The organism is Pseudomonas sp. PNPG3 (assembly GCF_023093815.1).
GTDB lineage: Bacteria > Pseudomonadota > Gammaproteobacteria > Pseudomonadales > Pseudomonadaceae > Aquipseudomonas > Aquipseudomonas asiatica.
The window spans coordinates 14,596-40,477 of sequence record NZ_JALLKV010000046.1; the positions used below are offsets into that span (position 1 = coordinate 14,596).

The window sequence follows — 25,882 nt, forward strand, 5'->3', positions numbered from 1 at the left end:
GTAGAGTGGCGGCCTTTTTCCGAAGGGGCGTTTACTGTGTGGGAATTGGTCAAGTCCGGTGGTTGGATGATGCTGCCGATCATTCTGAGCTCCATCGCTGCCATGGCTATCGTCGTCGAGCGCCTGTGGACCCTGCGCGTCAGTCGCGTCACCCCGCCGCACCTGCTCGGCCAGGTGTGGATATGGATCAAGGACAAGCAACTGACCAGTGACAAGCTCAAGGCCCTGCGTGCTGATTCGCCATTGGGCGAAATCCTTGCCGCCGGCCTGGCCAACTCGCGCCATGGTCGCGAAATCATGAAGGAATGCATCGAGGAGGCCGCCTCGCGCGTCATCCACGAACTGGAACGCTACATCAGCACCCTCGGCACCATCGCCGCCATGGCCCCGCTGCTGGGCCTGCTGGGCACCGTGCTGGGCATGATCGACATCTTCAGCGCCTTCATGGGCTCGCAGATGACCGCCAACGCCGCAGTGCTGGCCGGTGGTATCTCCAAGGCCCTGGTCACCACCGCGGCCGGCCTGATGGTCGGTATCCCGGCGGTATTCTTCCACCGCTTCCTGCTGCGCCGTATCGATGAGTTGGTGGTGGGCATGGAGCAGGAAGCTATCAAGCTGGTGGAAGTGATCCAGGGCGACCGCGAAGTGGAAGTGGCCGGAGGCAAGGCGTGAAGTTCCGGCGCAATCGCCAGCGGGAGAACGTCGACATCAACCTGGCGTCGCTGATCGACGTGGTGTTCGTCCTGCTGCTGTTCTTCGTGGTCACCACCACCTTCACCCGCGAGACCCAGCTGCGCGTCGAGCTGCCCGAAGCCGCCAGCGCCGAGCCGGCGGCGCTCGACCAGGGCAAGCTCGTGGAAATCACCATCAGCGCCGAAGGCGTGTACTCGGTGAACAACCACCTGCTGCCCAAAAGCGACCTGGCCACCCTGAGCGAAGCGATCGAGCGTGAGTCGGGCGGCGACAACAAGCTGCCGCTGGCCATCAGCGCCGACGGCAAGACCCCGCACCAGGCCGTGGTCACTGCGATGGATGCCGCCGGCAAGCTCGGTTTCAGCCAGTTGCGCATGACCACTGTCGAGGCGGCCCAGGGCACACCTTGATGGCCTTCGCCGACCGTCTGCTCGCCGCCTGGTACGCCGGGCACCCGGCCCTGGCGCTGCTGCGCCCGCTGGAGGCACTGTATCGCCGCGTGGTCACGCGCAAGCGGGCGCGTTTTCTCAGCGGCGAAAGTGCCAGCTACCGGGCCCCGGTGCCGGTCATCGTGGTGGGTAACATTACCGTGGGTGGTACCGGCAAGACGCCGATGATCCTCTGGCTGATTGAGCACTGCCGCAAGCAGGGGTTGAAGGTGGGCGTGGTCAGCCGTGGCTATGGCGCCAAACCGCCGCAGCTACCCTGGCGCGTGCAGCCCGATCAGGCGGCTGGGCAGGCCGGCGACGAACCGCTGCTGATCGTGCAGCGCACCGGCGTGCCGCTGATGATCGACCCCGACCGCTCCCGCGCCGTGCAGGCATTACTGGCCAGTGAACCCCTCGACCTGATCCTGTGTGACGACGGCATGCAGCACTATCGCCTGGCGCGCGACCTGGAGCTGGTGCTGATCGATGCCGCCCGCGGCCTGGGCAATGGCCGCTGCCTGCCGGCGGGGCCGTTGCGTGAGCCCGCCGAGCGCCTGCACGAGGCTGATGCAGTGCTGTTCAACGGCGCCAGCGCAGACCGCGCCGATGGCTTCGGCTTCTGCCTGCAGCCATCCGCCCTGGTCAACCTGCGCAGTGGCGAGCGCCGTGCGCTTGACCATTTTCCCGCAGGCCAACGCCTGCACGCGGTGGCCGGTATCGGCAACCCGCAACGTTTCTTCAATACCCTGCTGGGGCTAAACTGGCAGCCGGTGCCGCATCCCTTTGCCGACCATGCGCAGTTCAGCGCCCGGAGCCTGGCCTTCAGCCCGCCGCTGCCGCTGGTCATGACCGAGAAGGATGCGGTGAAATGCCGGGCCTTCGCCGCTGACGACTGGTGGTACCTGGCCGTCGAGGCGCAGCCCACGCCGGCTTTCAGCGCCTGGTTCGACAACCAGTTGCAACGCTTGCTGCGCAAGCCCTGAGCCCTTTTTCAATTCCCGGCCACCTGGCCTAAAGGAAGCCTCAAATGGACACCAAACTGCTCGATATCCTGGCCTGCCCGATCACCAAGGGCCCGCTCAAGCTCAGTGCCGACAAGACCGAGCTGATCAGCAAGGGCGCCGGCCTGGCCTACCCGATCCGCGACGGCATCCCGGTCATGCTGGAAAGCGAGGCGCGCACCCTGACTGATGAAGAGCGTCTGGACAAATGAGCCTGGATTTCACCGTGGTGATCCCCGCCCGTCTGCGCTCCACACGACTGCCGGGCAAGCCATTGCTGCTGATCGCTGGCAAGCCGATGGTGCAGCACGTGTGGGAACAGGCCCGCAAGAGCGGCGCGGGCCGCGTAGTCATCGCCACCGATGACGCCAGCATTCTGGAGGCCTGTCAGGCCTTCGGAGCTGAAGTGCTGATGACCCGTGCTGACCATGAGTCCGGCACCGATCGCCTGGCCGAAGTGGTCGCACACCTGGGGCTGCCGGCCGATGCCATCGTGGTCAACGTACAGGGCGACGAGCCGCTGATCCCGCCGGTGATCATCGACCAGGTGGCAGCCAACCTGGCGGCGCATCCGGAAGCCGGCATCTCCACTCTGGCCGAACCGATCCATGAGCCGGAAACCGTGTTCAACCCCAATGCGGTCAAGGTGGTCAGCGACAAGAATGGCCTCGCCCTGGCCTTCAGCCGTGCGCCGCTGCCCTGGGCCCGCGATGCTTTTGCCAAGGACCGCAACCTGTTGCCAGAAGGCGTGCCATATCGCCGCCACATCGGCATGTACGCGTACCGCGTCGGCTTCCTGCAGGACTTCGTCAGTTGGGGCCCATGCTGGCTTGAGCAAACCGAAGCGCTGGAGCAACTGCGTGCCCTGTGGCATGGCGTGCGCATCCACGTCGAAGACGCCATCGAGGCGCCTGCCGTGGGCGTGGATACCCCTGAAGACCTGGAGCGCGTACGGCGCTTGCTGGAGGCCTGATGCGCGTCCTGTTCGTCTGCCTTGGCAATATCTGTCGCTCGCCCACCGCCGAAGGCGTGCTGCGCCATCAATTGCAGGCTGCCGGGCTTGCCGACCGGGTGCATGTAGCCTCGGCCGGCACCGGCGACTGGCACGTCGGCAAGGCGCCCGACAGCCGCACCTGCAAGGCAGCGCTGGCGCGTGGCTATGACCTCTCGCAGCAACGCGCCCAGCAGGTCAAGGCGGCGCACTTTGCCGAATATGACCTGATCCTGGCCATGGACGAAAGCAACCTCGGCCATTTGCGTGCGATGCGCCCGCACACGGCAGTGGGCGAGCTCGACCTGTTCCTGCGCCGTTATGGCGCAGCGCTGGATGAAGTGCCGGACCCGTACTACGGTGGCGCCGACGGCTTCGAGCAGGTGCTCGACCTGGTTGAAGCGGCGTGCCAGGCGCTGGTCCTGGAAATCAAGGGGCGGCTATGACAGTGCAGTGGCAGGAGCAGGTATCGCTCAAGCCGTACAACACCTTTGGCATCGACGTGAAGGCGCGGTATTTCACCCAGGCACATGATGACCAGGAGGTGCGCCTGGCGCTGGCCCAGGCGCGGCAAGGCGGCGTGCCGGTGCTGGTGATTGGCGGTGGCAGCAACCTGCTGCTGACCCGCGATATCGATGCGCTGGTGCTGCATATGGCCAGCCGTGGTCGGCGCGTGCTCAGCGACGATGGCGAACGTATCGTGGTCGAGGCCGAGGCCGGTGAGCCGTGGCACCCGTTCGTGCAGTGGACACTGGCGCAGGGCTATTGCGGGCTGGAGAACCTCAGCCTGATCCCTGGCACCGTGGGCGCCGCGCCGATGCAGAACGTGGGCGCCTATGGCGTGGAGATCAAGGACGTATTTGTCGGCTTGACCGCCCTGGACCGCGAGACCGGCGAGTTGCGTGACTTCGGCCTGGCTGAATGTGCCTTCGGGTATCGCGACAGCCTGTTCAAGCGCAACCCTGGGCGTTGGTTGATCCTGCGTGTGCGCTTTGCCTTGAGCCGTACGCTACAGGCTCACCTGGACTACGGCCCGGTGCGCCAGCGCCTGGCGGAACAGGGCGTGACCGAGCCGACCGCGCAGGCGATCAGCGAGGCGATCTGCAGCATTCGCCGCGAGAAGCTCCCAGACCCGGCAGAGCTGGGTAATGCCGGGAGCTTCTTCAAGAACCCGGTGGTCTCGGCGGAGCTGGTCGAGCGTATCCGTGCGCAGTACCCGGGAGTGGTGGCGTATCCGCAGGCCGATGGCCAGGTGAAGCTGGCGGCAGGCTGGTTGATCGAGCAGGCTGGCTGGAAGGGCCACCGCGAGGGGGATGCGGGGGTGCATCGTTTGCAGTCGTTGGTGCTGGTCAACTACGGCCAGGCGAGCGGGGCGCAGATGCATGCACTGGCGCGGCGGATCCAGGCCGATATCCTCGAGCGGTTCGGGGTCGAGCTGGAGATGGAGCCTAACCTCTACTGATTCAGTGCCTGGGCTGGCCCTTTCGCGGCTGAAGCCGCTCCCACAGGGACTTCATAGGGCCTGAGGGTGGTGGGCACTGTAGGAGCGGGTTTACCCGCGAAGAGGCCGGTACAGGAAAAACGCCCAGCCAAGAAAAAGCCCCGCCAGTGCGAACTGGCGGGGCTTTTTCATTCAGCCTTGGCTATCAACCGTGATGAGGCTTTTGCTCATCGCTGGCTTCCAGGGCTGGCTCCTCGGTGGCTGCGGCAGCTTCCTGTGCGGCCTTGGCGGCAGCCTCGGCCTCACGCTTGCGGCGACGCACTTCACGCGGGTCGTTCGGCGCACGGCCGTTGGCCAGCATGACAGTGGCAGGTTCCACCGCCGCAGGGGCTTCGACCGGTGCAGGCTCGACGGCCACTGGGGCAGGCTCGGCCACCACTTCTGGCTGGGCTTCGACAACCGGGGCAGGTTGCTCGGCAACCGGAGCGGCCTCGATCACGGCCGGGGCCTGCTCGATTTCACCGGCCTCGACGGCAGGCGCTTCTACCGGTGCTTCGGCAACCACTACCGGTTCGGCAGCAGGTGCTTCGTCGACCACTGGCTGCGGAGCGACTTCGACCACTGGCTCGGCAGTTGCCTCGACCACGGCTACAGGCTCGCTGACCGGCTGCTCGACCACTGGGGCCTCGGCCACTTCTTCAGCCTTGGCGGCAGCTTCGACCTGCTCGAACTTCTCAGCCTGCTCGACCGGCTGGGCGACTTCGGCGGTGGCAAGCTCGGCCTGCTGGTTGGCCTGGGCTTCGGCGTCGGCACTGATGTTGCTGCTGGCGACAGCGGCAGTCACGGCCAGGCCGGCGGCCAGTTCGGCACCCAGCTCGGTGGCCTGGTGCTGTTGTGGCTGCTCTTCGCTGCCTTCTTCCTCGCTGCCATCGATCAGCTCGCCGTTGGCGTTGCGCTGACGCTCACGACGGTTGCTGCGACGACGCTGGCCACGGGAACGGCGGCGCGGGCGCTCGCCATCGGTGCCTTCCTGTTCGTCCTGCAGCAGCTCTTCGTTCGGCAGTTGCTCTTCGGCCAGCTCGGCAGCCTGCTCGGCGGCTTCTTCGGCTACGCGTGGCTGACGCTCTTCGCGTGGTGGGCGAGGGGCACGTTCTTCGCGTGGAGCACGTTCTTCACGAGGTGCGCGCTCTTCACGAGGAGCACGTTCTTCGCGAGGTGCGCGTTCTTCACGTGGAGCACGTTCTTCACGAGGTGCGCGCTCTTCACGTGGTGCGCGTTCCTCGCGAGGTGCACGCTCTTCACGCGGGGCACGTTCTTCACGGGCTACACGTTCCTCGCGCGGCTGACGTTCTTCACGCTCGGCAGGGGTGGCGTCCAGTGGCTCACGCAGTTCGCGCACACGCTCTTCGCCACGATTGCCACGGCGGTCTTCGCGTGGCTGGCGTGGTGCACGTTCTTCACGCGGTGCACGCTCTTCGCGTGGGGCGCGTTCTTCACGAGGTGCGCGTTCTTCGCGCGGGGCACGTTCTTCACGAGGAGCACGTTCTTCACGAGGTGCGCGCTCGGCACGTTCTTCACGCGGCTTGCGTTCTTCGTCGCGACGGCCGTTGCGGTTGCGGCTCTGCTGACGGCCGTTGCGGCGTTCTTCGTTGCGTGGGCTGCGCTCGGCGGCCGGCTTCTCGGTGGCAGTGACAACCGGCGCTGCGGCAGGCTCTTCCTTGCCGGCGAACAGGCTTACCAGCGACTTCACCAGGCCCTTGAACAGGCTTGGCTCCGGGGCGACCGGGGCAGGGGTGACCGGTGCGGCAGGCTGCGGTTCTTCGACAGTGGCCGGTACCGGCGCGTTGGCGCGGGCCGGGGCGGTCTTGACTGCGGCTTCCTGGCGAACCAGGGTGCGGGTGGCGGTCGGCTGCGGCGCTTCTTCGGCTTCGGCGGCGGCGATCTCGTAGCTGGACTGGTTGCTCAGCACTTCCGGATTGTCGTCGCGCAGGCGCTGTACTTCGAAGTGAGGAGTTTCCAGGTGATCGTTCGGCAGGATGATGATGCGCGCACGGGTGCGCAGTTCGATCTTGGTGATCGAGTTGCGCTTCTCGTTGAGCAGGAAGGCAGCCACCGGGATCGGCACCTGGGCGCGAACTTCGGCGGTGCGGTCCTTCAGGGCTTCTTCTTCGATCAGGCGCAGGATGGCCAGCGACAGCGATTCGACGTCACGGATGATGCCGGTGCCGGAGCAGCGTGGGCAGACGATGCCGCTGCTTTCGCCCAGCGAAGGGCGCAGGCGCTGACGGGACATTTCCAGCAGGCCGAAGCGCGAGATGCGGCCGACCTGGACGCGGGCGCGGTCGGCTTCCAGGCACTCGCGAACACGTTCTTCGACGGCGCGCTGGTTTTTCGCCGGGGTCATGTCGATGAAGTCGATGACGATCAGGCCACCGATGTCACGCAGGCGCAGCTGGCGGGCGATTTCCTCGGCCGCTTCCAGGTTGGTCTGCAGGGCGGTTTCTTCGATGTCGCTGCCTTTGGTGGCACGCGCCGAGTTGATGTCGATCGACACCAGGGCTTCGGTCGGGTCGATCACGATCGAACCGCCGGACGGCAGATCGACCACACGCTGGAAGGCGGTCTCGATCTGGCTTTCGATCTGGAAGCGGTTGAACAGCGGCACGCTGTCTTCGTACAGCTTGACCTTGCTGGCGTACTGCGGCATGACCTGGCGGATGAAGGTCAGGGCTTCTTCCTGGGCATCGATGCTGTCGATCAGCACTTCGCCGATGTCCTGGCGCAGGTAGTCGCGGATGGCGCGGATGATGACGTTGCTTTCCTGGTAGATCAGGAATGGCGCGGCGCGGTCCTGGGACGCTTCCTTGATGGCGGTCCACAGTTGCAGCAGGTAGTCGAGGTCCCACTGCATTTCTTCGCTGCTGCGGCCAAGGCCGGCAGTGCGCACGATCAGGCCCATGTCGCCCGGCACGGTCAGGCCGTTCAGGGCTTCACGCAGTTCGTTGCGCTCTTCGCCTTCGATGCGGCGGGAAATGCCACCGGCACGCGGGTTGTTCGGCATCAGCACCAGGTAGCGGCCGGCCAGGCTGATGAAGGTGGTGAGGGCGGCGCCTTTGTTGCCACGCTCTTCCTTCTCGACCTGGACGATGACTTCCTGGCCTTCGCTCAGCACTTCCTTGATGTTGACCCGCCCTTCGGGGGCTTTCTTGAAGTATTCGCGGGAGATTTCTTTCAGCGGCAGGAAGCCGTGACGTTCGGAACCGAAGTCGACGAAGGCGGCTTCGAGGCTGGGTTCGATGCGGGTGATCTTGCCTTTGTAGATGTTGGCCTTTTTCTGCTCGCGCGCGCCGGACTCGATGTCCAGGTCGTAGAGACGTTGGCCGTCCACCAGGGCTACACGCAACTCTTCGGGTTGAGTCGCGTTAATCAGCATTCTTTTCATGTTGTACCGTCGGTTTCCGGGCTGCCGGAAACGGCGTTCGGCACACACGACGTCTCATGGTCGGTGCCAAGGTGCGCAAAGGGTGGCCGGGCCACCCCCGTGTCGAGCAACGTTCGGCACCAGCCGGTTGCCCAGCCTGCCGTTGTCGCGACGACGCGTCCTGTTTGCTGCGGTGCCAACAAGGCCCCGGTGGCTTCGAATTGGAATCCGAATCAACCAAGCGGGCCTTGTGCACTCAGTCAGGAGGAGGAATCAACCGTCAGCCGTGGACGCCCGGAGGCATCTGTTCAGGACCTTATCCGCTCGCCAGCCGCTCAGTGGGCTGGTGGGCCGGACGCGGTGCTACACGGTCCGAGGGCTGTGCATCTCCACCCTGCACGTATCCCTGATAATTCGGGTGCTGCCGCGCGCTGAATCCGCAACGGGTTGCATTTTTCGCCAGCGCAGGTACTGCGCTGGCGCCATTCATGTCCAAGGCAGGTATTTCCGAAGCATTCGCCGGGCGTTGCGTGGAAGCGACGGGGCGGGCAGAGGTGCAGCGAAAAGAATCGGGTAAGCAGGTGAAACACCGCACTTGTCGTTTTTTTTCGGTCTTCTCTACACAGCGCTGGTGGCGATTCCAGGCAATTCGGTAAACTGGCGAAAACCCCGTAGGACGGCCTCGCGTCCTGGAGAATTGCGTTGGTCAGGGACCGGCTAGGAGCCTGGTGCCGCTGGCCTGCCGCTTTTGGCGGCGTTCGCGACTATAGCAGCAATGATTAAGTGCTTCAATTCCATAAAAAATTGTTATGATCCCGCCATGACGACCAATACCCCTCCGACTTCCGGCGTTCAGCTGATCGAAGTCGCGCCGGAGCTTGCCGGCCAACGCATCGACAATTTCCTCATCACGGCCCTCAAGGGCGTGCCCAAGACCCTGGTTTACCGCATCCTGCGCAAGGGTGAAGTACGGGTCAACAAGGGCCGCGTCAAGCCGGAGTACAAGATCCAGGCCGGCGACATCGTGCGGGTACCGCCCGTCCGCCTGCCGGAACGTGACGAGCCGGCGCCGGTAGCCCAGGGCCTGTTGCAGCGCCTGGAAGCGGCCATCGTCTACGAAGACAAGGCGCTGATCGTGATGAACAAGCCGGCCGGCATCGCCGTGCATGGCGGCAGCGGCCTGAGCTTCGGCGTGATCGAGGCGCTGCGCCAGTTGCGCCCGGACGCCAAGGAGCTGGAGCTGGTGCACCGCCTGGACCGCGATACCTCCGGCCTGCTGATGATCGCCAAGAAGCGCAGCATGCTGCGCCACCTGCACGCCGCGCTGCGCGGCGACGGTGTCGACAAGCGTTACATGGCGCTGGTGCGCGGCCACTGGCCGACCTCGAAGAAGCAGGTCAGCGCGCCGTTGCTCAAGAGCAACCTGCGCTCCGGCGAGCGCATGGTCGAGGTGAACGACGAGGGCAAGGAGGCACTGACCCTGTTCCGTGTGCTGCGCCGCTTCGGCGAGTTCGCCACCATTGTCGAGGCGCGCCCGATCACTGGCCGTACCCACCAGATCCGTGTGCACACCCTGCATGCCGGGCATATGATCGCTGGCGACAGCAAGTACGGTGACGAAGACTTCAGTCGTGAAATTCGCGACTTGGGCGGCAAGCGCCTGTTCCTGCATGCCTACGCACTGACCGTGCCGCTGCCGGACGGTGGCGAGCTGAAGCTCGAGGCGCCGGTGGATGAAGTCTGGGCGAAAACCGTTGAGCGTCTGAGTGCGTCCTGATCTATGAAAAAAGGCTATGAGCTACTGATCTTCGACTGGGACGGCACCCTGGCCGACTCGATCGGGCGTATCGTCGAGGCCATGAACGCCGCCGCCGAGCGTGCCGGTGAGGCGCAAAGCAGCGAGGATGCGGTCAAGGGCATCATCGGCCTGGCCCTGGGCGAGGCGATCCACACCCTGTACCCGCACCTGGCGCCTGCTCAGGTCGAAAAGTTTCGTCAGCACTATGCCGATATCTACATGGCCCTGGACCAGCAGCCCTCGCCGCTGTTCGAGGGTGTGGTCGAGTCGCTGGATGCCTTCCGTGCCGAGGGTTACCGCCTGGCGGTGGCCACCGGCAAGGCGCGTCGTGGGCTGGATCGGGTGCTCAAGGCCAATGGCTGGGAGCAGTTCTTCGACATCACTCGCGCCGCCGACGAAACTCGCGGCAAGCCGCACCCGCTGATGCTCGAGGAAATTCTCGGGCATTGCGGTGTCGAAGCAGGGCGTGCGCTGATGGTTGGCGATTCGGCATTCGATCTGCAGATGGCCAGCAATGCCGGCATGCATTCGGTGGCCGTGGGCTATGGTGCCATGTCGCTGCAGGCACTGGCCGAGTTTGGTCCGCAGGTGTGCATCGATCATTTTTCCCAGTTGCGTGAGTGGCTGGGTGGTTCCGCAATTCCATTTCCAAGGTAGGTAAGCATGGCAGACGAATGGAAAGCCCCCGAGGCCGAACCCGAGGAGCGCGAAGAGCGCAAGAGCTGGAAACTGCTGGAAAAGACCCTGCTGGCAGGCGTTCAGGAGCAGCGCCGGGCGCGACGCTGGGGGATCTTCTTCAAGTTGCTGACCTTCGTCTACCTGTTCGGCATCCTGATCCTGTTTACGCCGTTGATGGACATGGACAAGGCAGCGTCGCGCAGTGCCAGCCATACCGCGCTGGTCGAGGTGCGCGGGGTGATTGCCGACCAGGAGCCAGCCAGCGCCGACAATATCGTCAAGAGCCTGCGCGAGGCGTTCAAGGACAGCAAGACCAAGGCTGTGGTGATGCGCATCAACAGCCCGGGAGGCAGCCCGGTGCAGTCGGGTTACGTGTATGACGAAATCCGCCGTCTGCGGGCTGAATATCCGGCCATCAAGCTGTATGCGGTCATCGCTGATCTTGGGGCTTCCGGGGCCTACTACATCGCCAGTGCGGCGGACGAGATCTATGCCGACAAGGCCAGCCTGGTGGGCTCGATTGGTGTGACGGCGGCCGGTTATGGCTTCGTCGGCACCATGGAGAAGCTGGGTGTGGAGCGGCGTACCTACACTGCAGGTGAGCACAAGGCCTTCCTCGATCCGTTCTCGCCGCAGAAGCCGGAAGAGACCGAGTTCTGGCAGGGCGTACTGAATACCACGCACCAGCAGTTCATTGCCATGGTCAAGCAGGGGCGGGGTGAGCGCCTGAAGGACAAGGAGCATCCGGAGCTCTTCAGTGGCCTGGTCTGGTCGGGCGAGCAGGCCAAGGAGCTGGGCCTGGTGGATGGGCTGGGCAGTGCCAGCTATGTGGCGCGCGAGATTGTGGGTGAGAAGGAGTTGGTGGACTTCACCGTGCAGGAATCGGCGCTCGATCGCTTCTCCAAGCGCGTTGGCGCCAGCGTGGCTGAACGCTTGGCGATGTGGATGGGCTTCCAGGGGCCGCAGTTGCGCTGATCCGGGATTGCCGGGGGCGCTTTGCGCCCCTTCGCGGGCATGCCCGCTCCCACAGGGATCGTGCAAGGCCCGCAGGTTGCGACACGCCTGTGGGAGCGGGCGTGCCCGCGAAGGGCCGCAGCGCGGCCCCAAAATCTCAGGGAATCACCACCCCTTCTCTGGTCAACATATCCACCAATCTAATCAGCGGCAGCCCGATCAGGCTGGTCGCATCGCACCCGTGCGTGCTCTGGAACAGGCTCACTCCCAACCCCTCGGCCTTGAAGCTGCCGGCGCAGTCCAGCGGCTGCTCCGCCGCCACATAGCGCTCCACCCGCTGCCGGTCCAGTTCGCGCAGGGTCACGGTAAACGGCACGCAGTCCACCTGGCAGTGCCCGGTGGCGCTGTTCAGCAACGCCAGCCCGGTCAGGAAGCTCACCTGCTGCCCGCTGCACTCCAGCAGCTGCTCGCAGGCCCGCTCGAAGGTATGCGGCTTGCCCAGTACCTGCTCGCCCAGCACCGCAACCTGGTCCGAACCAATGATCAGGTGCCCGGGGTGGCTGCCTGCCAGGGCCTCGGCTTTTTGCCTGGCCAGCCGCCGCACCAGCTCCGCCGCCGGTTCGTCATCCAGGCGTCGCTCGTCTATATCGGGGCTTGCCCAGGTGAAGGGCAGGCGCAGGCGTGCAAGCAGTTCGCGGCGGTAGGCAGAGCTGGAAGCCAGTAACAGAGGAAGCATGGTAGACTCCTGAATCGGTTGAACAAATTCTATCACGCACGATGCCGCCGAATTTCCTTTGACAGGGGCGGGGGGCATCCCTAGAATGCTGCGCCTATGTTGAATGACCCGATTCCACCTCACGTTGACCCGCGCAAATTAGCCGATCGTGGCGTAACCCTTAACGGTTCGCTGCAGCTCGCTGATTTGGAAAGACTCTGCGACCCGCTTTCCGACAATGTCGGTACGGTGCAGGCGAAGTTCGATTTTGAACGAGATGAACAGCACGTGGTGGTTATCCACAGCGAGCTGGACGTCGAGGTCAAGATGGTTTGCCAGCGTTGTCTTGAGCTGGTCACCCTGCCGATCCACAGCGAATGTACATACGCCGTGGTGAAGGAGGGTGCGAATACCCAGTCGTTGCCGAAAGGCTATGACGTGCTGGAACTGGGCGAAGATCCTTTGGATCTGCAGGCATTGATCGAGGAGGAGCTTCTGCTCGCCTTGCCAATCGTGCCTGCTCATCATCCGGAAGAATGCCAGCAGCCGGCGGGCGCAGACGAGCCCGAATCGAGCAAGGACGAGGTATCGCGGTCCAACCCGTTCAGTGTTTTGGCGCAGTTAAAGCGTGACCCAAACGTTTAGGAGTTAATCAATTATGGCTGTTCAGCAGAACAAAAAATCCCGCTCTGCCCGTGACATGCGCCGTTCGCACGACGCCCTGTCGGAAAACGCGCTGTCGGTAGAGAAAACCACCGGTGAAGTACACCTGCGTCACCACGTTTCGCCAGAAGGCGTATACCGTGGTCGCAAAGTGGTCGACAAGGGCGCTGACGAGTAATCCTTGTCCGCTCAGATCATCGCGATCGACGCAATGGGCGGGGACTTCGGTCCCCGCAGCATTGTCCAGGCTAGCATTGCCTGCCTTTCGGCTACCCCCTCGCTGCACCTGACCCTCGTCGGTCAACCCTCTCTCCTCGAAGATCTTGTCAGCGGCCTTGCGGCTGCGGATCGCGCGCGCCTGCAAATCGTGGCCGCCAGCGAGGTAATCGGTATGGACGAGCGGCCATCCCAGGCGCTGCGCGGCAAGCCGGACTCGTCGATGCGCATCGCCCTCGAACTGGTGCGCGACGGCAAGGCTCAGGCCTGCGTCAGCGCTGGCAATACCGGGGCGCTGATGGCGCTCTCGCGTTTCGTGCTCAAGACACTGCCGGGTATCGACCGGCCGGCCATGGTGGCGGCGATCCCGACCCAGACCGGTTACTGCCAGTTGCTCGACCTTGGCGCCAACGTCGACTGCAGCGCCGAGAACCTCTACCAGTTCGCCGTGATGGGCTCGGTGGCCGCCCAGGCCCTGGGTGTGCAGCGGCCGCGCGTGGCGCTGCTTAACATCGGTACCGAGGACATCAAGGGCAACCAGCAGGTCAAGCTGGCGGCCAGCCTGTTGCAGAACGCTCGCGGGCTCAACTACATAGGCTTCGTCGAAGGTGACGGGTTATATCGCGGCGAAGCCGATGTGGTGGTGTGCGACGGGTTCGTCGGCAACATCCTGCTCAAGTCGAGCGAGGGGCTGGCGACAATGATTGGTGCGCGCATCGAGCAGCTGTTCAAGGGTGGTGTGTTGTCGCGGGCGGCCGGGGCTGTGGCCATGCCGCTGCTCAAACGCCTGCAGGCCGATTTGGCACCGGCGCGGCACAATGGCGCGAGTTTCCTGGGGTTGCAGGGCATCGTCATCAAGAGCCATGGCTCGGCGGGGGTGCAGGGCTTCCAGAGTGCCATCCAGCGGGCGTTGATCGAGATCCAGGAAAACCTGCCGCAGCGCTTGCATGGGCGGCTCGAGGACCTGCTGTTGTAGCCTGTTCCGGCCCCTTCGCGGGCTTGCCCGCTCCCACAGGATTGCCACAGGGCTGAAGATTGTGGGGTATCTGTGGGAGCGGGCAAGCCCGCGAAAGGGCCGGTACAGGTAAACAAAGACCTTAGGCATATCGCCGCTGAAGTGCTTAAATGTGACCGCTTGGTCTGTGTATCCATCCAAGCTTTCAGATTCCGCGCCTGGTCCAAAGCCGGCGCACCCTATCCGACGACAAGATCATAAGGGCTTGTTCAATGTCTGCATCTCTCGCATTCGTCTTTCCCGGTCAAGGTTCCCAGTCGCTGGGCATGCTCGCCGAGCTCGGCGCCGAGAAGCCAGTGATCATCGAAACCTTCAAGGAAGCGTCCGAGGCACTCGGTTACGACCTGTGGAAGCTGGTCCAGGAAGGCCCGGAAGAGCAACTCAACCAGACCGACAAGACCCAGCCGGCCATTCTCACCGCCTCCATCGCGCTGTGGCGCCTGTGGCTGGAGGAGGGTGGTGCCAGGCCGGCCTTCGTCTCTGGTCACAGTCTGGGTGAATACAGCGCCCTGGTTGCCGCTGGCAGCCTGAGCCTGAAAGATGCCGTGCGCCTGGTTGAGCGCCGGGGCCAGCTGATGCAGGAAGCCGTGCCGGCCGGACATGGCGCCATGGCCGCCATTCTTGGCCTGGACGACGCCGTGGTCGTGGAAATCTGCGCCGAAGCGGCCGAAGACCAGGTGGTCAGCGCGGTCAACTTCAACTCGCCAGGCCAGGTGGTCATCGCCGGCAACAAGGCCGCCGTCGATCGCGCCATCGAGCTGTGCAAGGCCAAGGGTGCCAAGCGCGCCCTGCCGCTGGCGGTCAGCGTGCCGTCGCACTGCGCGCTGATGAAGCCGGCTGCCGAGCGCTTTGCCGAGTCGGTCAACGCCATTGAGTGGCACGCCCCGCAAATTCCTGTGGTGCAGAACGTGACCGCTGCCGTTGCCGCTGACCTCGATGCCCTCAAGCACGACCTGCTGGCGCAGCTGTACCAGCCAGTGCGCTGGGTCGAATGCGTGCAGACCCTGGCCGCTAACGGTGCGGTCAACCTGGTCGAGTGCGGCCCGGGCAAGGTCCTGGCCGGCCTGAACAAGCGTTGCGCCGATGGCGTGACCACCTACAACCTCAATACCCCTGACGCCGTCGCCGCCACCCGCGCGGCACTGGCCTGATTTGGAGAAGCTTGCATGAGCCTGCAAGGTAAAGTTGCACTGGTCACCGGCGCCAGCCGTGGCATTGGCCAGGCCATCGCCCTCGAGCTGGGCCGCCAGGGCGCGACCGTGATCGGCACCGCCACTTCGGCCTCCGGCGCCGAGCGCATTGCTGCCACCCTGAAAGAACACTGCATCACCGGTACCGGCATGGAACTGAACGTGACCAGCGCCGAATCGGTTGAAGCTGTGCTGGCCGCCATCGGCGAGCAGTTCGGCGCACCGGCCATCCTGGTCAACAACGCCGGTATCACCCGTGACAACCTCATGCTGCGCATGAAGGACGACGAGTGGTTCGACGTGATCGATACCAACCTGAACAGCCTCTACCGTCTGTCCAAGGGTGTGCTGCGTGGCATGACCAAGGCACGTTGGGGCCGTATCATCAGCATCGGCTCGGTCGTCGGTGCCATGGGCAACGCCGGCCAAGCCAACTACGCGGCCGCCAAGGCCGGCCTGGAAGGCTTCAGCCGCGCCCTAGCGCGTGAAGTGGGCTCGCGTGGCATCACCGTCAACTCGGTGACCCCGGGCTTCATCGACACCGACATGACCCGCGAGCTGCCAGAAGCGCAGCGCGAAGCCCTGCAGACCCAGATCCCACTGGGCCGCCTGGGCCAGGCCGACGAAATTGCCAAGGTGGTTTCGTTCCTGGCATCCGACGGCGCAGCCTACGTAACCGGCGCTACCGTGCCGGTCAACGGCGGGATGTACATGTAACACTGCAACTCAATGTGACGGATTTCGTAAAAAAAGAGTCATACTGCGAGCCTAAAATCCGTTATAAAGCTGCAACCAGATTCCAGGCAGCGGGTGTGGTGACTGGTGTGAAGGTGCGTTGAGCTTGAAAAGCGAACGTCTTTCTATAAAATTAGCCACCGGCCAGCTGCCTGACATATGTCCATTAGGAGTGAAAACTAGGTATGAGCACCATCGAAGAACGCGTCAAGAAAATCGTCGCCGAGCAACTGGGCGTCAAGGAAGAGGAAGTGACTCTCGAGAAGTCCTTCGTCGATGACCTGGGTGCCGATTCGCTTGACACCGTTGAGCTGGTGATGGCTCTGGAAGAGGAATTCGAGACCGAAATCCCTGACGAAGAAGCCGAGAAGATCACTACCGTTCAAGCTGCTGTAGACTACGTCAAAGCCCACCAGGCCTAAGACGCTGTAGTCGACGCTTCTTGTCGGGAAAAACCGCACTGCCTTTGCCGGCGTGCGGTTTTTTCTTTGCGAGCACCCTGCGTTTTGCAGGATGGTCTCGTTCACCGGGTATCAAGAGCTTGTTGCCATTTCATTCCATCGCTTGAATGCAATGGCAAGAAACTCTGTCATTAGAAAAGGAGAGTACTGTGTCGCGTAGACGCGTCGTGGTCACCGGTATGGGTATGCTGTCGCCACTGGGTACTGATGTACCGAGCACCTGGCAGGGCATTCTGGCTGGCCGCAGTGGCATCGGTCCGATCGAACACACGGATCTGTCTGCCTACTCCACCCGTTTTGGCGGCTCGGTGAAAGGCTTCGAGGTCGAGCAATACCTGTCGGCCAAAGAGGCCCGCAAGCTCGACCTGTTCATCCAGTACGGCCTGGCGGCCGGGTTCCAGGCAGTGCGTAATGCCGGCCTGGAAGTCACCGACGCCAACCGCCAGCGTATTGGCGTGGCCATGGGCTCGGGTATCGGCGGCCTGACCAATATCGAAGAAACCAGCCGCGCCCTGCACGACTCGGGGCCGCGTCGTATTTCGCCTTTCTTCGTGCCTGGCTCGATCATCAACATGATCTCCGGCTTCCTGTCGATCCACCTGGGGCTTCAAGGGCCGAACTACGCCATCGCCACCGCGTGCACCACTGGTACCCACTGCATCGGCATGGCTGCGCGCAACATCGCCTACGGTGAAGCCGACGTGATGATCGCCGGCGGTGCCGAAATGGCTGCCTGCGGCCTGGGCATGGGCGGCTTCGGCGCCTCCCGCGCACTGTCCACTCGCAACGACGAGCCGACCCGTGCCAGCCGCCCGTGGGACAAGGGCCGCGACGGCTTCGTGCTGTCCGACGGTGCTGGTGCCCTGGTGCTCGAAGAACTGGAGCATGCCAAGGCCCGCGGCGCGACCATCTATGCCGAACTGGTCGGGTTCGGCATGAGCGGTGACGCTTACCACATGACTTCGCCGCCCGACACTGGTGAAGGTGCTGCCCGTTGCATGGCCAACGCCTTGCGCGATGCCGGCATCCAGCCGGAAGAGGTCAGCTACATCAACGCCCATGGCACCTCGACCCCTGCTGGCGACGTGGCCGAAGTGGCGGCGATCAAGCGCGTGTTCGGTGAGCATGCCTACAAGCTGGCGGTCAGCTCGACCAAGTCGATGACCGGCCACCTGTTGGGCGCCGCCGGTGCCGTAGAAGCGATCTTCAGCGTGCTGGCAATCAACAGCCAGATGGCTCCGCCCACCATCAACCTGGACGAGCCGGACGAAGGCTGCGACCTCGACTTCGTGCCGCACCAAGCGCGCAGCATGCCGATCGATGTGGTGCTGTCCAACTCGTTCGGCTTTGGCGGTACCAACGGTTCGCTGGTATTCCGCCGGTTCGCCGGTTGATGCAAAGCTGGATCGATGGCCAGCCGGCGGCTGCAGTCAACCTGCAGAACCGCGGCCTGGCCTACGGCGATGGGCTATTCGAGACCATCGCCGTGCGCGACGGCCGGCCCAGCCTGCTGGACGGCCACCTCGCACGCCTGGCGCTGGGTTGCCAGCGCCTGGCGATCAGTACCGACCTGGCGCTGGTACGCGACGAACTCCTGCGCTATGCCAGCCAGCTCGGTGATGGTGTAGCCAAACTCATCCTTACTCGTGGTGACAGCCAGCGCGGTTACGCACCGGTTGCCGGTGCCGCGCCGCGGCGTATTCTGCAGGGCAGCCCGTTGCCCAGCTATCCTGTCGACAATGCCGAGCAGGGCGTGCGACTGTTTCCGTGCCAGACCCGGCTTGGGGAACAACCGCTGCTGGCCGGCCTCAAACACCTCAACCGCCTGGAGCAGGTGCTGGCCCGTGCCGAATGGCAGGACAGCGAACATGCCGAAGGCCTGATGCGTGATGGGCAGGGCAGGGTGATCGAAGGTGTGTACAGCAATCTGTTCCTGGTGCGCGATGGCGCGCTGTTCACGGCTGACCTCAGCCGCTGTGGCGTCGCTGGCGTGATGCGGGGCGCGTTGCTGGAACAGGCAGTGCTGCAGGGCATCCCGGTGCAGGTCTGCGATCTGCCGTTCGACGCTCTGGAGCAGGCAGATGAAGTATTTGTCTGCAACAGCGTCTACGGTGTCTGGCCCGTGCGAGGCGTTGCCGAGCTAAACTGGTCGCCGGGCCCGCTCACCCGTAAACTGCAGGCCGTTGCCCGTACGTTACTGGAAACCTGAATTCGTGAGACGTAAATTCCTGCTGCTGCTGGAAATGGGCTTGATCCTCGCCGGCCTTGCCGTGGGCTGGTCGGCCTGGAAGGTCAACTCGGTCCTGGAGCAGCCTCTGCACGTGACGCAGGAGCGCCTGCTGGACGTGCCCAATGGCACCACCCCCAACCGCATGTTCTATCGCATGCAGAACGAAGGGTTGCTCGACGACGCCGTCTGGTTGCGTCTGTACTGGCGTTTCAACATGGCTGGCACCCCTCTGCACACCGGTGAGTATCGCCTGACCCCCGGCATGACCGTGGAGCAGCTGTTCGATGCCTGGCGTCGGGCCGACGTGGTGCAGTACAACCTCACCCTGGTCGAAGGCTGGACCTTCCGCCAGGTGCGCGCGGCCGTGGCCAAGCATGAAAAGATCAAGCACACCCTGGACGGGCTGTCCGATTCGGAAGTGATGGACAAGCTCGGCCATACCGGTGTGTTCCCTGAAGGGCGCTTCTTCCCGGACACCTACCGCTTCGTGCGCGGCATGAGCGACGTCGAGTTGCTGCAGCAGGCCTACATGCGCCTGGACGAAGTGCTGGCCAAGGAGTGGGCCGAGCGCACCACCGACCTGCCATACCGCGACCCGTACCAGGCGCTGATCATGGCTTCGCTGGTAGAGAAGGAGACCGGCATTCCCCAGGAGCGCGGGCAGATCGCCGGCGTTTTCGTGCGGCGCCTGCGCCTGGGCATGATGCTGCAGACCGACCCGACGGTGATCTACGGCATGGGTGAGCGCTACAACGGCAAGATCACCCGCGCCGACCTGCGCGAGCCGACGCCCTACAACACCTACACCATCACCGGCCTGCCGCCGACCCCGATCGCCATGGTCGGTCGCGAAGCGATTCACGCGGCGCTCAACCCGTCCGATGGCACCAGCCTGTACTTCGTTGCCCGTGGCGATGGCAGCCACGTGTTTTCCGACGACCTCGACGACCACAACTCGGCGGTGCGCGAGTTCCAGCTCAAGCGCCGTGCGGACTACCGCTCCAGCCCCGCGCCGCAATCGCAGCCAGAGCCACAACCACAATCAGGTACCGACGAGGCCGAACAACCCGAAGCCCCTGCCGACGAGTCTACCGCGCAGCCAGCGCCCGACCAGCCGCCTGTGCAGGACGCCCCTGCCGGCGGCGCGCAAGCGGCCGAACGGCCGATGCCTGACGAACAACATTAAGGACTGCCTGTGAGCGGCTTGTTTATTACTTTGGAAGGCCCGGAAGGTGCGGGCAAGAGCACCAACCGCGACTACCTGGCTGCGCGCCTGTGCGAGCAGGGCCTGGACGTAGTGTTGACCCGTGAGCCCGGCGGCACGCCGCTGGCCGAAAAGGTGCGTGAGCTGCTGCTGGCGCCCAGCGATGAAAGCATGGCGGCCGACACCGAACTGTTGCTGGTGTTCGCTGCGCGTGCCCAGCACCTGGCGCAGGTGATCCGGCCGGCGCTGGCCCGCGGGGCCGTAGTCTTGTGTGACAGGTTTACCGATGCGACATACGCCTACCAGGGCGGCGGGCGTGGTTTGCCAGTCGAGCGTATCGCCATCCTGGAGCAATTCGTCCAGGGCGACCTGCGCCCGGACCTGACTCTGGTCTTCGATCTGCCGGTCGAAGTGGGCCTGGCCCGCGCCGCCGCCCGCGGCCGCCTGGACCGTTTCGAGCAGGAAGGCCAGGCGTTCTTCGAAGCAGTGCGCCAGGCCTACCTGCAGCGCGCCGGCCGCGAACCACAGCGCTATACCCTGCTTGATGCCGCCCAGCCTCTGGAGGCCGTGCAGCGCTCCATCGATGCGTTGCTACCAGGCATCGTGGAGCGTTGCCGTGGCTGAAGCCTATCCCTGGCAGCAGGCCCTCTGGCAGCAGCTGGCCGGCCGCAGCCAGCACGCTCACGCCTACCTGCTGCATGGGCCGCAGGGTATCGGCAAGCGGGCCTTGGCCGAGCGCCTGATGGCCCGCCTGCTGTGCCAGCAGCCCCAGGCCCTGGAGGCCTGTGGCGCGTGCAAGTCCTGCCTGCTGCTCAAGGCCGGCAGCCACCCGGACAACTTCGTACTCGAGCCCGAAGAAGCTGACAAGCCTATCAAGGTAGATCAGGTACGCGAGCTGGTGGCCTTCGTGGTGCAGACCGCGCAGCTGGGTGGGCGCAAGGTGGTACTGATCGAGCCGGTGGAGGCGATGAACGTCAACGCCTCCAACGCCCTGCTCAAGAGCCTCGAAGAACCCTCCGGTGATACCGTGTTGCTGCTGGTCACCCACCAGCCCAGCCGTCTGTTGCCGACCATCAAGAGCCGTTGCCAGCAGGTCGCCTGCCCGCAGCCCAGCCTGGCCCAGAGCCAAGCCTGGCTGGCCGGCGCGCTGCCCGACAGTGACGAGACCGAGCGCGACGAGTTGCTGACCCTGGCTGCCGGTTCGCCGCTGATGGCGGTCAGCTTGCAGGCGCAAGGCGTGCGAGAGCAGCGTGCGCTGGTCACCGACGGGGTGAAGAAGCTGCTCAAGCAGCAGCAATCGCCCAGCCAGCTGGCCGATGCCTGGAACGGTGTGCCGTTGTTGCTGCTGTTCGACTGGTTCTGCGATTGGGCGCACCTGATTCTGCGCTACCAATTGACCCAGGGCGAGGAAGGGCTAGGCTTGGCCGATATGCGCAAGGTGGTGCAGTACCTGGCGCAGAAGAGCCACCAGGCCAAGGTGCTGGAGGTGCAGGCATGGATCCTGGAGCAGCGCCAGAAGGTGCTGGGCAAGGCCAACCTCAACCGCGCCCTGCTGCTTGAATCGCTGCTGGCCCACTGGCTGCAGTTGCCGGGCGCCCGCTGATTTTCATTTTATCATGTGTGTCGTTATCCCATGCTCGTAGATTCCCATTGCCACCTCGACCGTCTTGACCTGAGCGCCCATCAGGGCTCCCTCGATGCTGCCCTGCAGGCGGCGCGTGAGCGCGGGGTCGGGCATTTCCTGTGTATTGGCGTCAGTGCCGAGAATGCTTGTGCGGTGAAGGCGCTGAGCGAGCGTTACGCCGATGTCGATTGCTCGGTGGGCGTGCACCCGCTGGACCTGGCGCCGGGCGAAACGCCGGCGCTGGAATGGCTGCTGCGCGAGCTGGCTCACCCGCATGTGGTGGCGATTGGCGAAACCGGGCTGGATTACCACTACGAGCCGGAAGCAGCCGAGTTGCAGCAAGCCTCGTTCCGCCTGCACCTGGAGGCCTCGCGGCAGACCGGCAAGCCGGTGATCGTGCATACCCGTGCGGCGCGTGCCGATACCCTGGCGCTGCTGCGCGAGGCCAACCTGCCGCAGGCCGGCGTGCTGCACTGCTTCACCGAAGACTGGGACATGGCCAAGGCGGCGCTGGACCTGGGGTATTACATTTCGTTGTCTGGCATCGTTACCTTCCGCAATGCCGATGCCCTGCGTGAAGTGGCGCGGCAGGTGCCGGTCGATCGTTTGCTGGTGGAAACGGATTCGCCGTACCTGGCGCCGATTCCGTATCGCGGCAAGCCGAATTTGCCGCAGTATGTGCGTGAGGTGGCGGAGTACGTGGCTTCGTTGCGCGGGGCCAGTTATGAGCAGTTGGCCGAACAGACCACTGCCAACTTCAAGCGCTTGTTCCCGTTGGCGCGGGTGGCCTGACTCGAAGGGGTGACGGGCGCCTGGTGTTCCTCATGCAATCCCCACCAACCCCAAACCTGAACCCCCGGCTTCATTTCCCCTCGAAACACCCAAAAAAAACCCGGGTTCTGGGGGGGGAATCCGGGTTAAGACCATTAGGAGTAAAACAAAGGTACGCGGTCCCTGAGCACCTTTATCGGCGCGCCACTTGGGGGGGATGCGCCGCGCCAACACTTCAAGTATTAGTCAGCTTTGGCGCAGTGCCAGTGCATATTGATCGATTTTTAAACAAATTTGGAATACGTCCACGTTTCATTCCTCCCGCAGCGCATGGCCATAAGCATCGTGAAACACAGACATGCTTGGATGATCCGTGCAATTTCTTGCAAGTTAGGCATAATAAACCGCTTCGATTGTCATCCAGTCCTTCCTATGCAGAAAGAACCTCGTAAGGTCCGTGAGTTTCGCCGTCGCGAACAGGAAATCCTCGACACCGCGCTCAAGCTGTTTCTCGAACAGGGGGAAGACAGCGTCACCGTCGAGATGATCGCCGACGCCGTGGGCATCGGCAAAGGCACGATCTACAAGCACTTCAAGTCCAAGGCGGAGATCTACCTGCGCCTGATGCTCGACTACGAGCGCGACCTGAACGGGCTGTTGCATTCGGCCGACGTCGATCGCGACAAGGAAGCCCTGTCGCGAGCCTACTTCGAGTTCCGCATGCGCGATCCGCAGCGTTACCGGCTGTTCGACCGCCTGGAAGAAAAGGTGGTCAAGGGCAACCAGGTACCGGAAATGGTCGAACAGCTGCACAGCATACGTGCCTCCAACTTCGACCGCCTGACCCAGCTGATCAAGGGCCGTATCAGCGAAGGCAAGCTCGAAGACGTGCCGCCGTATTTCCACTATTGCGCCGCCTGGGCGCTGGTGCACGGCGCCGTGGCGCTTTACCACTCGCCGTTCTGGAGCAATGTGCTGGAGGACCAGGAAGGCTTCTTCCAGTTCCTGATGGACATTGGCGTGCGCATGGGCAACAAGCGCAAGCGCGACCCGGAACCTTCGAACTGAAGCATCCGCGTTCAGGTAATACGCAGTACCGGTAGCAGCAGCCTTGTGCTGCGAAAGGCTGCTCCTACCTATTTCGGCGATGTGCAGGGCTTGCAAAAACCTGATTTATGAGTCAGGTTTTGCCAGCCCCCATCATCCATGCCGGAGTCATTCATGATCGTCGATCGTCAAGGCAGGCGTTTTCGCAACCTGCGCGTCAGCCTGACGGCTGCCTGTAACTATGCCTGCACCTACTGCGTGCCAGACGGCAAGCGCCTGGTGGCAGCACAGGACGAACTGTCGGCGGAGGCACTGGCTCGTGGCGTGGCCTACCTGATCGAAGCCGCCGGCATCGAACGCTTGCGCATCACCGGCGGTGAGCCATTGGTCAGTCCGCGTCTGGATGCTTTCCTGGCTGCCGTGGCCAAGCTCGACCTTGACGATATCTCGATGACTACCAATGGCCAGTTGCTGGCGCGCAAGTTGCCCCAGTTGCAGGCGGCAGGTATCCGCCGATTGAACGTTTCCCTCGACACCCTCGACCCTCAGGCGTTCCGCCGTATTGCCCGGGGCGGCGACCTGGCCAGCGTGCTGGCGGGGATGGAGCGGGCCAGCGCCATGGGCATGCAGATCAAGGTGAACATGGTGCCGATGCGCGGGCACAACCTCGATCAGGTGCTGCCGCTGCTGGATTATTGCCTTGAGCGCGGCTTCGAACTGCGCTTCATCGAGCTCATGCGCATGGGCCACCTGGCGCGTGACCAAAACGTCTTTCTGCAGCAGTTCGTCGGCCTCGACCAACTGCTCGCACTGATTGCTGGCAAGCATGCCTACGTTCAGGTCGATGCTCCGCTGGACGCCACTGCCTTGCGTTATCAGGTGCCCGGCAGAGGCCACTTCGGCGTGATCGCCAACGAAAGCGTACCGTTCTGCCGCACCTGCTCGCGGCTGCGCCTGTCTTCCACGGGCTGGCTGCATGGCTGCCTGTCGTCGGGCAATCGTCATTTCGTCGGCGACCTTCTGGAAAAACCGCGCCATCAGGCGCTGCCGGCGCTGCAGCGCTTGCTGGTCAAGGCCTTGGCAGACAAGCAGGACCTGGCGTTCTCCGGCGATGTGATGGTGATGAAGGTGATTGGCGGCTGAAGCTGGCGCAAAAGCTGCATCCGCCAGCTATTCGCCGGTTTTTCGTCGCCGGCCACTGGAGGAAAGATGCGTAGCCTGGTTTTGCTGCTGGCGCTGATGGCGTTGGGCGGTTGCATGAATGTCAGCGATATGGGCGAGGGCGTCCGTTACCACATGAGCGATGCCGGTCTGCTGGACCACAGCGATACCCGTCGCACCCTGTCGATCCGCCTGCAGCCCGATTCGTTCATCTTCATCGGCCAGGGCGCGTTCGTGCCTCCGGGCAAGGGACCGGTGCCGCGGCAGAACGCGGTGGCCGAGCAGGCTTACAAGAGCTTCGTCGAATATTTCCCGCTGGTACGTCGCGCCCAAGGGCCACTGGGCCTGGAAGAGGCCATTGCCCAGGCGCGTTCGGTGGGTGCCGACTACGTGCTGTACACCCGCTTCGCGCGCACCGACGACCGTATCGGCAATGGCGACGAGTGGTATGACGAACAAGCGGTCGACCGCCTGGGCTGGGACACCGGCGTGGTGCAGATGATGCTCATCGAAACCAGCACCCGCTACCTGATCGACACTGCACGTATCAAGAGTCGTGGCGGTTTGTTGACGTTCCACGATAAAACTCCGGAGGATTTGCTAGGCGCGCCGATGCGCGAGTACGCTCGTAGCCTTCTGGGTGTGAGTGAATGAGGCAAGCGTGATGAGCGATTCCGGCAAGGCCAATGATCTTCTGGCGCAGATTCCCAAGGCCAAGGGCCTGCCGCCGGTACATCTGTGGAACCCGGACTTCTGCGGTGACATCGACATGCGCATCGCCCGTGATGGCACCTGGTATTACCTGGGAACGCCGATCGGTCGCAAGCCGATGGTGCGGCTGTTTTCCACCATCATCCGCCGCGATGGCGATGACTACTTCCTGATTACCCCGGTAGAGAAGGTGGGCATCCGCGTCGACGAGGCGCCGTTCGTGGCTGTGGCGTTGGATGTGGAAGGTGAGGGTGAGGGTGAGCAGCAGGTGCTGCGCTTCACCAGCAATGTCGAGGACCAGGTCGAAGCCGGGCCGGCCAACCCGCTGCGCGTGGTGATCGACCCGGTCACGCAGGAGCCATCGCCGTATGTGCTGATGCGCAGCAACCTCGAGGCGCTGATTCATCGCAATGTGTTCTACCAGTTGGTAGAGCTGGCGGTGCCGCGTGAGATCGACGGGGAAGAGTGGCTTGGGGTCTGGAGCCACGGTGAGTTTTATCCCATCGGGCGTAGCAGCTGAGATATCTGGTGCCTGCACCGGCCTTTTCGCGGGATCGCCCGATCCCACAGGGTTTTCTGGAGGCTTCAGGGACTGCGCCGTACCTGTGGGAGCGGGCAAGCCCGCGAAGAGGACGGCACAGGCAATGATCGGCCTCTTGGTTTTTCCCCGAATTGGTCATTTGTCTCTCTGCCCCACAGGCCTAACCTGCAGGCAATTGCCATCCAGGAGAAGC

28 protein-coding genes are annotated in these 25,882 nt (G+C 63.7%); 26 read left to right on the forward strand and 2 right to left on the reverse strand.

Annotated elements, in window-relative coordinates:
- The first annotated feature begins 36 nt into the window (after nt 1-36).
- The 7 genes from MJ643_RS23315 to murB are packed head-to-tail and all read left to right on the forward strand — an operon-like array spanning nt 37 to nt 4,575.
- A complete protein-coding gene (locus MJ643_RS23315) occupies nt 37-672 on the forward strand; it encodes a MotA/TolQ/ExbB proton channel family protein (RefSeq protein ID WP_003259970.1) in 636 nt (211 codons plus the stop codon).
- The gene (locus MJ643_RS23320; protein WP_023662669.1) at nt 669-1,103 is read left to right on the forward strand and encodes a biopolymer transporter ExbD; all 435 of its coding nucleotides are present in this window, start codon (nt 669-671) and stop codon (nt 1,101-1,103) included. The genes MJ643_RS23315 and MJ643_RS23320 overlap by 4 nt, the downstream gene beginning before the upstream one ends.
- The gene (gene lpxK / locus MJ643_RS23325; RefSeq protein WP_182328557.1) at nt 1,103-2,104 is read left to right on the forward strand and encodes a tetraacyldisaccharide 4'-kinase; all 1,002 of its coding nucleotides are present in this window, start codon (nt 1,103-1,105) and stop codon (nt 2,102-2,104) included. Before MJ643_RS23320 ends, lpxK begins: the two co-directional genes overlap by 1 nt.
- A gap of 44 nt (nt 2,105-2,148) precedes the next feature.
- Nucleotides 2,149-2,334, forward strand: a complete 186-nt coding sequence (locus MJ643_RS23330) for a Trm112 family protein (protein WP_011532874.1) — start codon at nt 2,149-2,151, stop codon at nt 2,332-2,334.
- Nucleotides 2,331-3,095: a 3-deoxy-manno-octulosonate cytidylyltransferase gene (gene kdsB, locus MJ643_RS23335; RefSeq protein ID WP_013971566.1), complete on the forward strand. Its 765-nt coding sequence runs from the start codon at nt 2,331-2,333 to the stop codon at nt 3,093-3,095. The genes MJ643_RS23330 and kdsB overlap by 4 nt, the downstream gene beginning before the upstream one ends.
- Nucleotides 3,095-3,559: a low molecular weight protein-tyrosine-phosphatase gene (locus tag MJ643_RS23340; protein ID WP_003259973.1), complete on the forward strand. Its 465-nt coding sequence runs from the start codon at nt 3,095-3,097 to the stop codon at nt 3,557-3,559. Before kdsB ends, MJ643_RS23340 begins: the two co-directional genes overlap by 1 nt.
- Nucleotides 3,556-4,575 carry a UDP-N-acetylmuramate dehydrogenase gene (gene murB / locus MJ643_RS23345; RefSeq protein WP_023662429.1) on the forward strand — a complete coding sequence of 340 codons (1,020 nt, stop codon included), beginning with the start codon at nt 3,556-3,558 and terminating at the stop codon, nt 4,573-4,575. The genes MJ643_RS23340 and murB overlap by 4 nt, the downstream gene beginning before the upstream one ends.
- A 184-nt stretch (nt 4,576-4,759) precedes the next feature.
- On the opposite strand, the gene rne is transcribed toward murB, so the two are convergent.
- Entirely contained in the window at nt 4,760-7,996 is a 3,237-nt protein-coding gene (gene rne / locus MJ643_RS23350; protein WP_196184116.1) for a ribonuclease E, read from the reverse strand.
- Between the two features lie 799 nt (nt 7,997-8,795).
- Here rne and rluC point away from each other — a divergent pair.
- The 3 genes from rluC to sppA are packed head-to-tail and all read left to right on the forward strand — an operon-like array spanning nt 8,796 to nt 11,426.
- Nucleotides 8,796-9,752, forward strand: a complete 957-nt coding sequence (rluC, locus tag MJ643_RS23355) for a 23S rRNA pseudouridine(955/2504/2580) synthase RluC (protein WP_013971570.1) — start codon at nt 8,796-8,798, stop codon at nt 9,750-9,752.
- A gap of 3 nt (nt 9,753-9,755) precedes the next feature.
- A complete protein-coding gene (locus tag MJ643_RS23360) occupies nt 9,756-10,430 on the forward strand; it encodes an HAD family hydrolase (protein WP_013971571.1) in 675 nt (224 codons plus the stop codon).
- 6 nt (nt 10,431-10,436) lie between these two features.
- Complete coding sequence (gene sppA / locus MJ643_RS23365; RefSeq protein ID WP_013971572.1) at nt 10,437-11,426, forward strand: signal peptide peptidase SppA; 990 nt, start codon at nt 10,437-10,439, stop codon at nt 11,424-11,426.
- Between the two features lie 136 nt (nt 11,427-11,562).
- On the opposite strand, the gene MJ643_RS23370 is transcribed toward sppA, so the two are convergent.
- The gene (locus MJ643_RS23370) at nt 11,563-12,141 is read right to left on the reverse strand and encodes a nucleoside triphosphate pyrophosphatase (RefSeq protein ID WP_039614719.1); all 579 of its coding nucleotides are present in this window, start codon (nt 12,139-12,141) and stop codon (nt 11,563-11,565) included.
- Between the two features lie 96 nt (nt 12,142-12,237).
- Here MJ643_RS23370 and MJ643_RS23375 point away from each other — a divergent pair, with 96 nt between their 5' ends.
- The 16 genes from MJ643_RS23375 to MJ643_RS23450 all read left to right on the forward strand — a co-directional run bounded on the left by MJ643_RS23375 (nt 12,238) and on the right by MJ643_RS23450 (nt 25,668).
- Nucleotides 12,238-12,765 carry a YceD family protein gene (locus tag MJ643_RS23375; protein WP_012313431.1) on the forward strand — a complete coding sequence of 176 codons (528 nt, stop codon included), beginning with the start codon at nt 12,238-12,240 and terminating at the stop codon, nt 12,763-12,765.
- Nucleotides 12,766-12,778: 13 nt separating this feature from the next.
- The gene (rpmF, locus tag MJ643_RS23380; RefSeq protein WP_003247154.1) at nt 12,779-12,961 is read left to right on the forward strand and encodes a 50S ribosomal protein L32; all 183 of its coding nucleotides are present in this window, start codon (nt 12,779-12,781) and stop codon (nt 12,959-12,961) included.
- Nucleotides 12,962-12,994: 33 nt separating this feature from the next.
- Nucleotides 12,995-13,975 (forward strand): phosphate acyltransferase PlsX, encoded by a 981-nt coding sequence (gene plsX, locus MJ643_RS23385; RefSeq protein WP_024086524.1) that lies wholly within the window; start codon nt 12,995-12,997, stop codon nt 13,973-13,975.
- Between the two features lie 251 nt (nt 13,976-14,226).
- Nucleotides 14,227-15,165: an ACP S-malonyltransferase gene (gene fabD / locus MJ643_RS23390; protein WP_023661404.1), complete on the forward strand. Its 939-nt coding sequence runs from the start codon at nt 14,227-14,229 to the stop codon at nt 15,163-15,165.
- Nucleotides 15,166-15,180: 15 nt separating this feature from the next.
- Nucleotides 15,181-15,921 carry a 3-oxoacyl-ACP reductase FabG gene (gene fabG / locus MJ643_RS23395; RefSeq protein WP_247727009.1) on the forward strand — a complete coding sequence of 247 codons (741 nt, stop codon included), beginning with the start codon at nt 15,181-15,183 and terminating at the stop codon, nt 15,919-15,921.
- 203 nt (nt 15,922-16,124) lie between these two features.
- A complete protein-coding gene (gene acpP, locus MJ643_RS23400; protein WP_013971576.1) occupies nt 16,125-16,361 on the forward strand; it encodes an acyl carrier protein in 237 nt (78 codons plus the stop codon).
- Nucleotides 16,362-16,549: 188 nt separating this feature from the next.
- Nucleotides 16,550-17,794 carry a beta-ketoacyl-ACP synthase II gene (gene fabF, locus MJ643_RS23405; protein WP_208209528.1) on the forward strand — a complete coding sequence of 415 codons (1,245 nt, stop codon included), beginning with the start codon at nt 16,550-16,552 and terminating at the stop codon, nt 17,792-17,794.
- Complete coding sequence (pabC, locus tag MJ643_RS23410) at nt 17,794-18,609, forward strand: aminodeoxychorismate lyase (RefSeq protein ID WP_013971578.1); 816 nt, start codon at nt 17,794-17,796, stop codon at nt 18,607-18,609. Before fabF ends, pabC begins: the two co-directional genes overlap by 1 nt.
- Nucleotides 18,610-18,613: 4 nt before the next feature.
- Nucleotides 18,614-19,816, forward strand: coding sequence for an endolytic transglycosylase MltG (mltG, locus tag MJ643_RS23415; RefSeq protein ID WP_013971579.1), 1,203 nt, complete (start codon nt 18,614-18,616; stop codon nt 19,814-19,816).
- Between the two features lie 9 nt (nt 19,817-19,825).
- Complete coding sequence (tmk, locus tag MJ643_RS23420; RefSeq protein ID WP_023661450.1) at nt 19,826-20,458, forward strand: dTMP kinase; 633 nt, start codon at nt 19,826-19,828, stop codon at nt 20,456-20,458.
- On the forward strand, nt 20,451-21,437 hold the full coding sequence (locus MJ643_RS23425; RefSeq protein WP_196184632.1) for a DNA polymerase III subunit delta': 987 nt from the start codon (nt 20,451-20,453) through the stop codon (nt 21,435-21,437). The genes tmk and MJ643_RS23425 overlap by 8 nt, the downstream gene beginning before the upstream one ends.
- Nucleotides 21,438-21,467: 30 nt before the next feature.
- A complete protein-coding gene (locus tag MJ643_RS23430) occupies nt 21,468-22,250 on the forward strand; it encodes a TatD family hydrolase (RefSeq protein WP_247727010.1) in 783 nt (260 codons plus the stop codon).
- A gap of 411 nt (nt 22,251-22,661) precedes the next feature.
- Nucleotides 22,662-23,297, forward strand: coding sequence for a TetR/AcrR family transcriptional regulator (locus tag MJ643_RS23435; RefSeq protein WP_013971583.1), 636 nt, complete (start codon nt 22,662-22,664; stop codon nt 23,295-23,297).
- Between the two features lie 153 nt (nt 23,298-23,450).
- Nucleotides 23,451-24,419 (forward strand): radical SAM protein, encoded by a 969-nt coding sequence (locus tag MJ643_RS23440; protein WP_015269416.1) that lies wholly within the window; start codon nt 23,451-23,453, stop codon nt 24,417-24,419.
- A 66-nt stretch (nt 24,420-24,485) separates the two neighbouring features.
- Nucleotides 24,486-25,091 carry a DUF4823 domain-containing protein gene (locus tag MJ643_RS23445; RefSeq protein WP_013971585.1) on the forward strand — a complete coding sequence of 202 codons (606 nt, stop codon included), beginning with the start codon at nt 24,486-24,488 and terminating at the stop codon, nt 25,089-25,091.
- A 10-nt stretch (nt 25,092-25,101) separates the two neighbouring features.
- The gene (locus MJ643_RS23450; protein WP_196184633.1) at nt 25,102-25,668 is read left to right on the forward strand and encodes a DUF1285 domain-containing protein; all 567 of its coding nucleotides are present in this window, start codon (nt 25,102-25,104) and stop codon (nt 25,666-25,668) included.
- Nucleotides 25,669-25,882 lie beyond the last annotated feature (214 nt).

Bases quoted from the DNA above. Each gene is read 5' to 3' on its own strand.
- murB (WP_023662429.1), top strand. From the start codon at position 3,556: ATGACAGTGCAGTGGCAGGAGCAGGTATCGCTCAAGCCGTACAACACC.
- MJ643_RS23435 (WP_013971583.1), top strand. From the start codon at position 22,662: ATGCAGAAAGAACCTCGTAAGGTCCGTGAGTTTCGCCGTCGCGAACAG.
- MJ643_RS23360 (WP_013971571.1), top strand. From the start codon at position 9,756: ATGAAAAAAGGCTATGAGCTACTGATCTTCGACTGGGACGGCACCCTG.
- MJ643_RS23330 (WP_011532874.1), top strand. From the start codon at position 2,149: ATGGACACCAAACTGCTCGATATCCTGGCCTGCCCGATCACCAAGGGC.
- rluC (WP_013971570.1), top strand. From the start codon at position 8,796: ATGACGACCAATACCCCTCCGACTTCCGGCGTTCAGCTGATCGAAGTC.
- pabC (WP_013971578.1), top strand. From the start codon at position 17,794: ATGCAAAGCTGGATCGATGGCCAGCCGGCGGCTGCAGTCAACCTGCAG.
- MJ643_RS23440 (WP_015269416.1), top strand. From the start codon at position 23,451: ATGATCGTCGATCGTCAAGGCAGGCGTTTTCGCAACCTGCGCGTCAGC.
- MJ643_RS23430 (WP_247727010.1), top strand. From the start codon at position 21,468: ATGCTCGTAGATTCCCATTGCCACCTCGACCGTCTTGACCTGAGCGCC.
- MJ643_RS23445 (WP_013971585.1), top strand. From the start codon at position 24,486: ATGCGTAGCCTGGTTTTGCTGCTGGCGCTGATGGCGTTGGGCGGTTGC.
- plsX (WP_024086524.1), top strand. From the start codon at position 12,995: ATGGGCGGGGACTTCGGTCCCCGCAGCATTGTCCAGGCTAGCATTGCC.
- MJ643_RS23340 (WP_003259973.1), top strand. From the start codon at position 3,095: ATGCGCGTCCTGTTCGTCTGCCTTGGCAATATCTGTCGCTCGCCCACC.
- sppA (WP_013971572.1), top strand. From the start codon at position 10,437: ATGGCAGACGAATGGAAAGCCCCCGAGGCCGAACCCGAGGAGCGCGAA.
- lpxK (WP_182328557.1), top strand. From the start codon at position 1,103: ATGGCCTTCGCCGACCGTCTGCTCGCCGCCTGGTACGCCGGGCACCCG.
- MJ643_RS23450 (WP_196184633.1), top strand. From the start codon at position 25,102: ATGAGCGATTCCGGCAAGGCCAATGATCTTCTGGCGCAGATTCCCAAG.
- fabD (WP_023661404.1), top strand. From the start codon at position 14,227: ATGTCTGCATCTCTCGCATTCGTCTTTCCCGGTCAAGGTTCCCAGTCG.
- rne (WP_196184116.1), bottom strand. From the start codon at position 7,996: ATGAAAAGAATGCTGATTAACGCGACTCAACCCGAAGAGTTGCGTGTA.
- acpP (WP_013971576.1), top strand. From the start codon at position 16,125: ATGAGCACCATCGAAGAACGCGTCAAGAAAATCGTCGCCGAGCAACTG.
- rpmF (WP_003247154.1), top strand. From the start codon at position 12,779: ATGGCTGTTCAGCAGAACAAAAAATCCCGCTCTGCCCGTGACATGCGC.
- MJ643_RS23370 (WP_039614719.1), bottom strand. From the start codon at position 12,141: ATGCTTCCTCTGTTACTGGCTTCCAGCTCTGCCTACCGCCGCGAACTG.
- kdsB (WP_013971566.1), top strand. From the start codon at position 2,331: ATGAGCCTGGATTTCACCGTGGTGATCCCCGCCCGTCTGCGCTCCACA.
- fabG (WP_247727009.1), top strand. From the start codon at position 15,181: ATGAGCCTGCAAGGTAAAGTTGCACTGGTCACCGGCGCCAGCCGTGGC.
- MJ643_RS23375 (WP_012313431.1), top strand. From the start codon at position 12,238: ATGTTGAATGACCCGATTCCACCTCACGTTGACCCGCGCAAATTAGCC.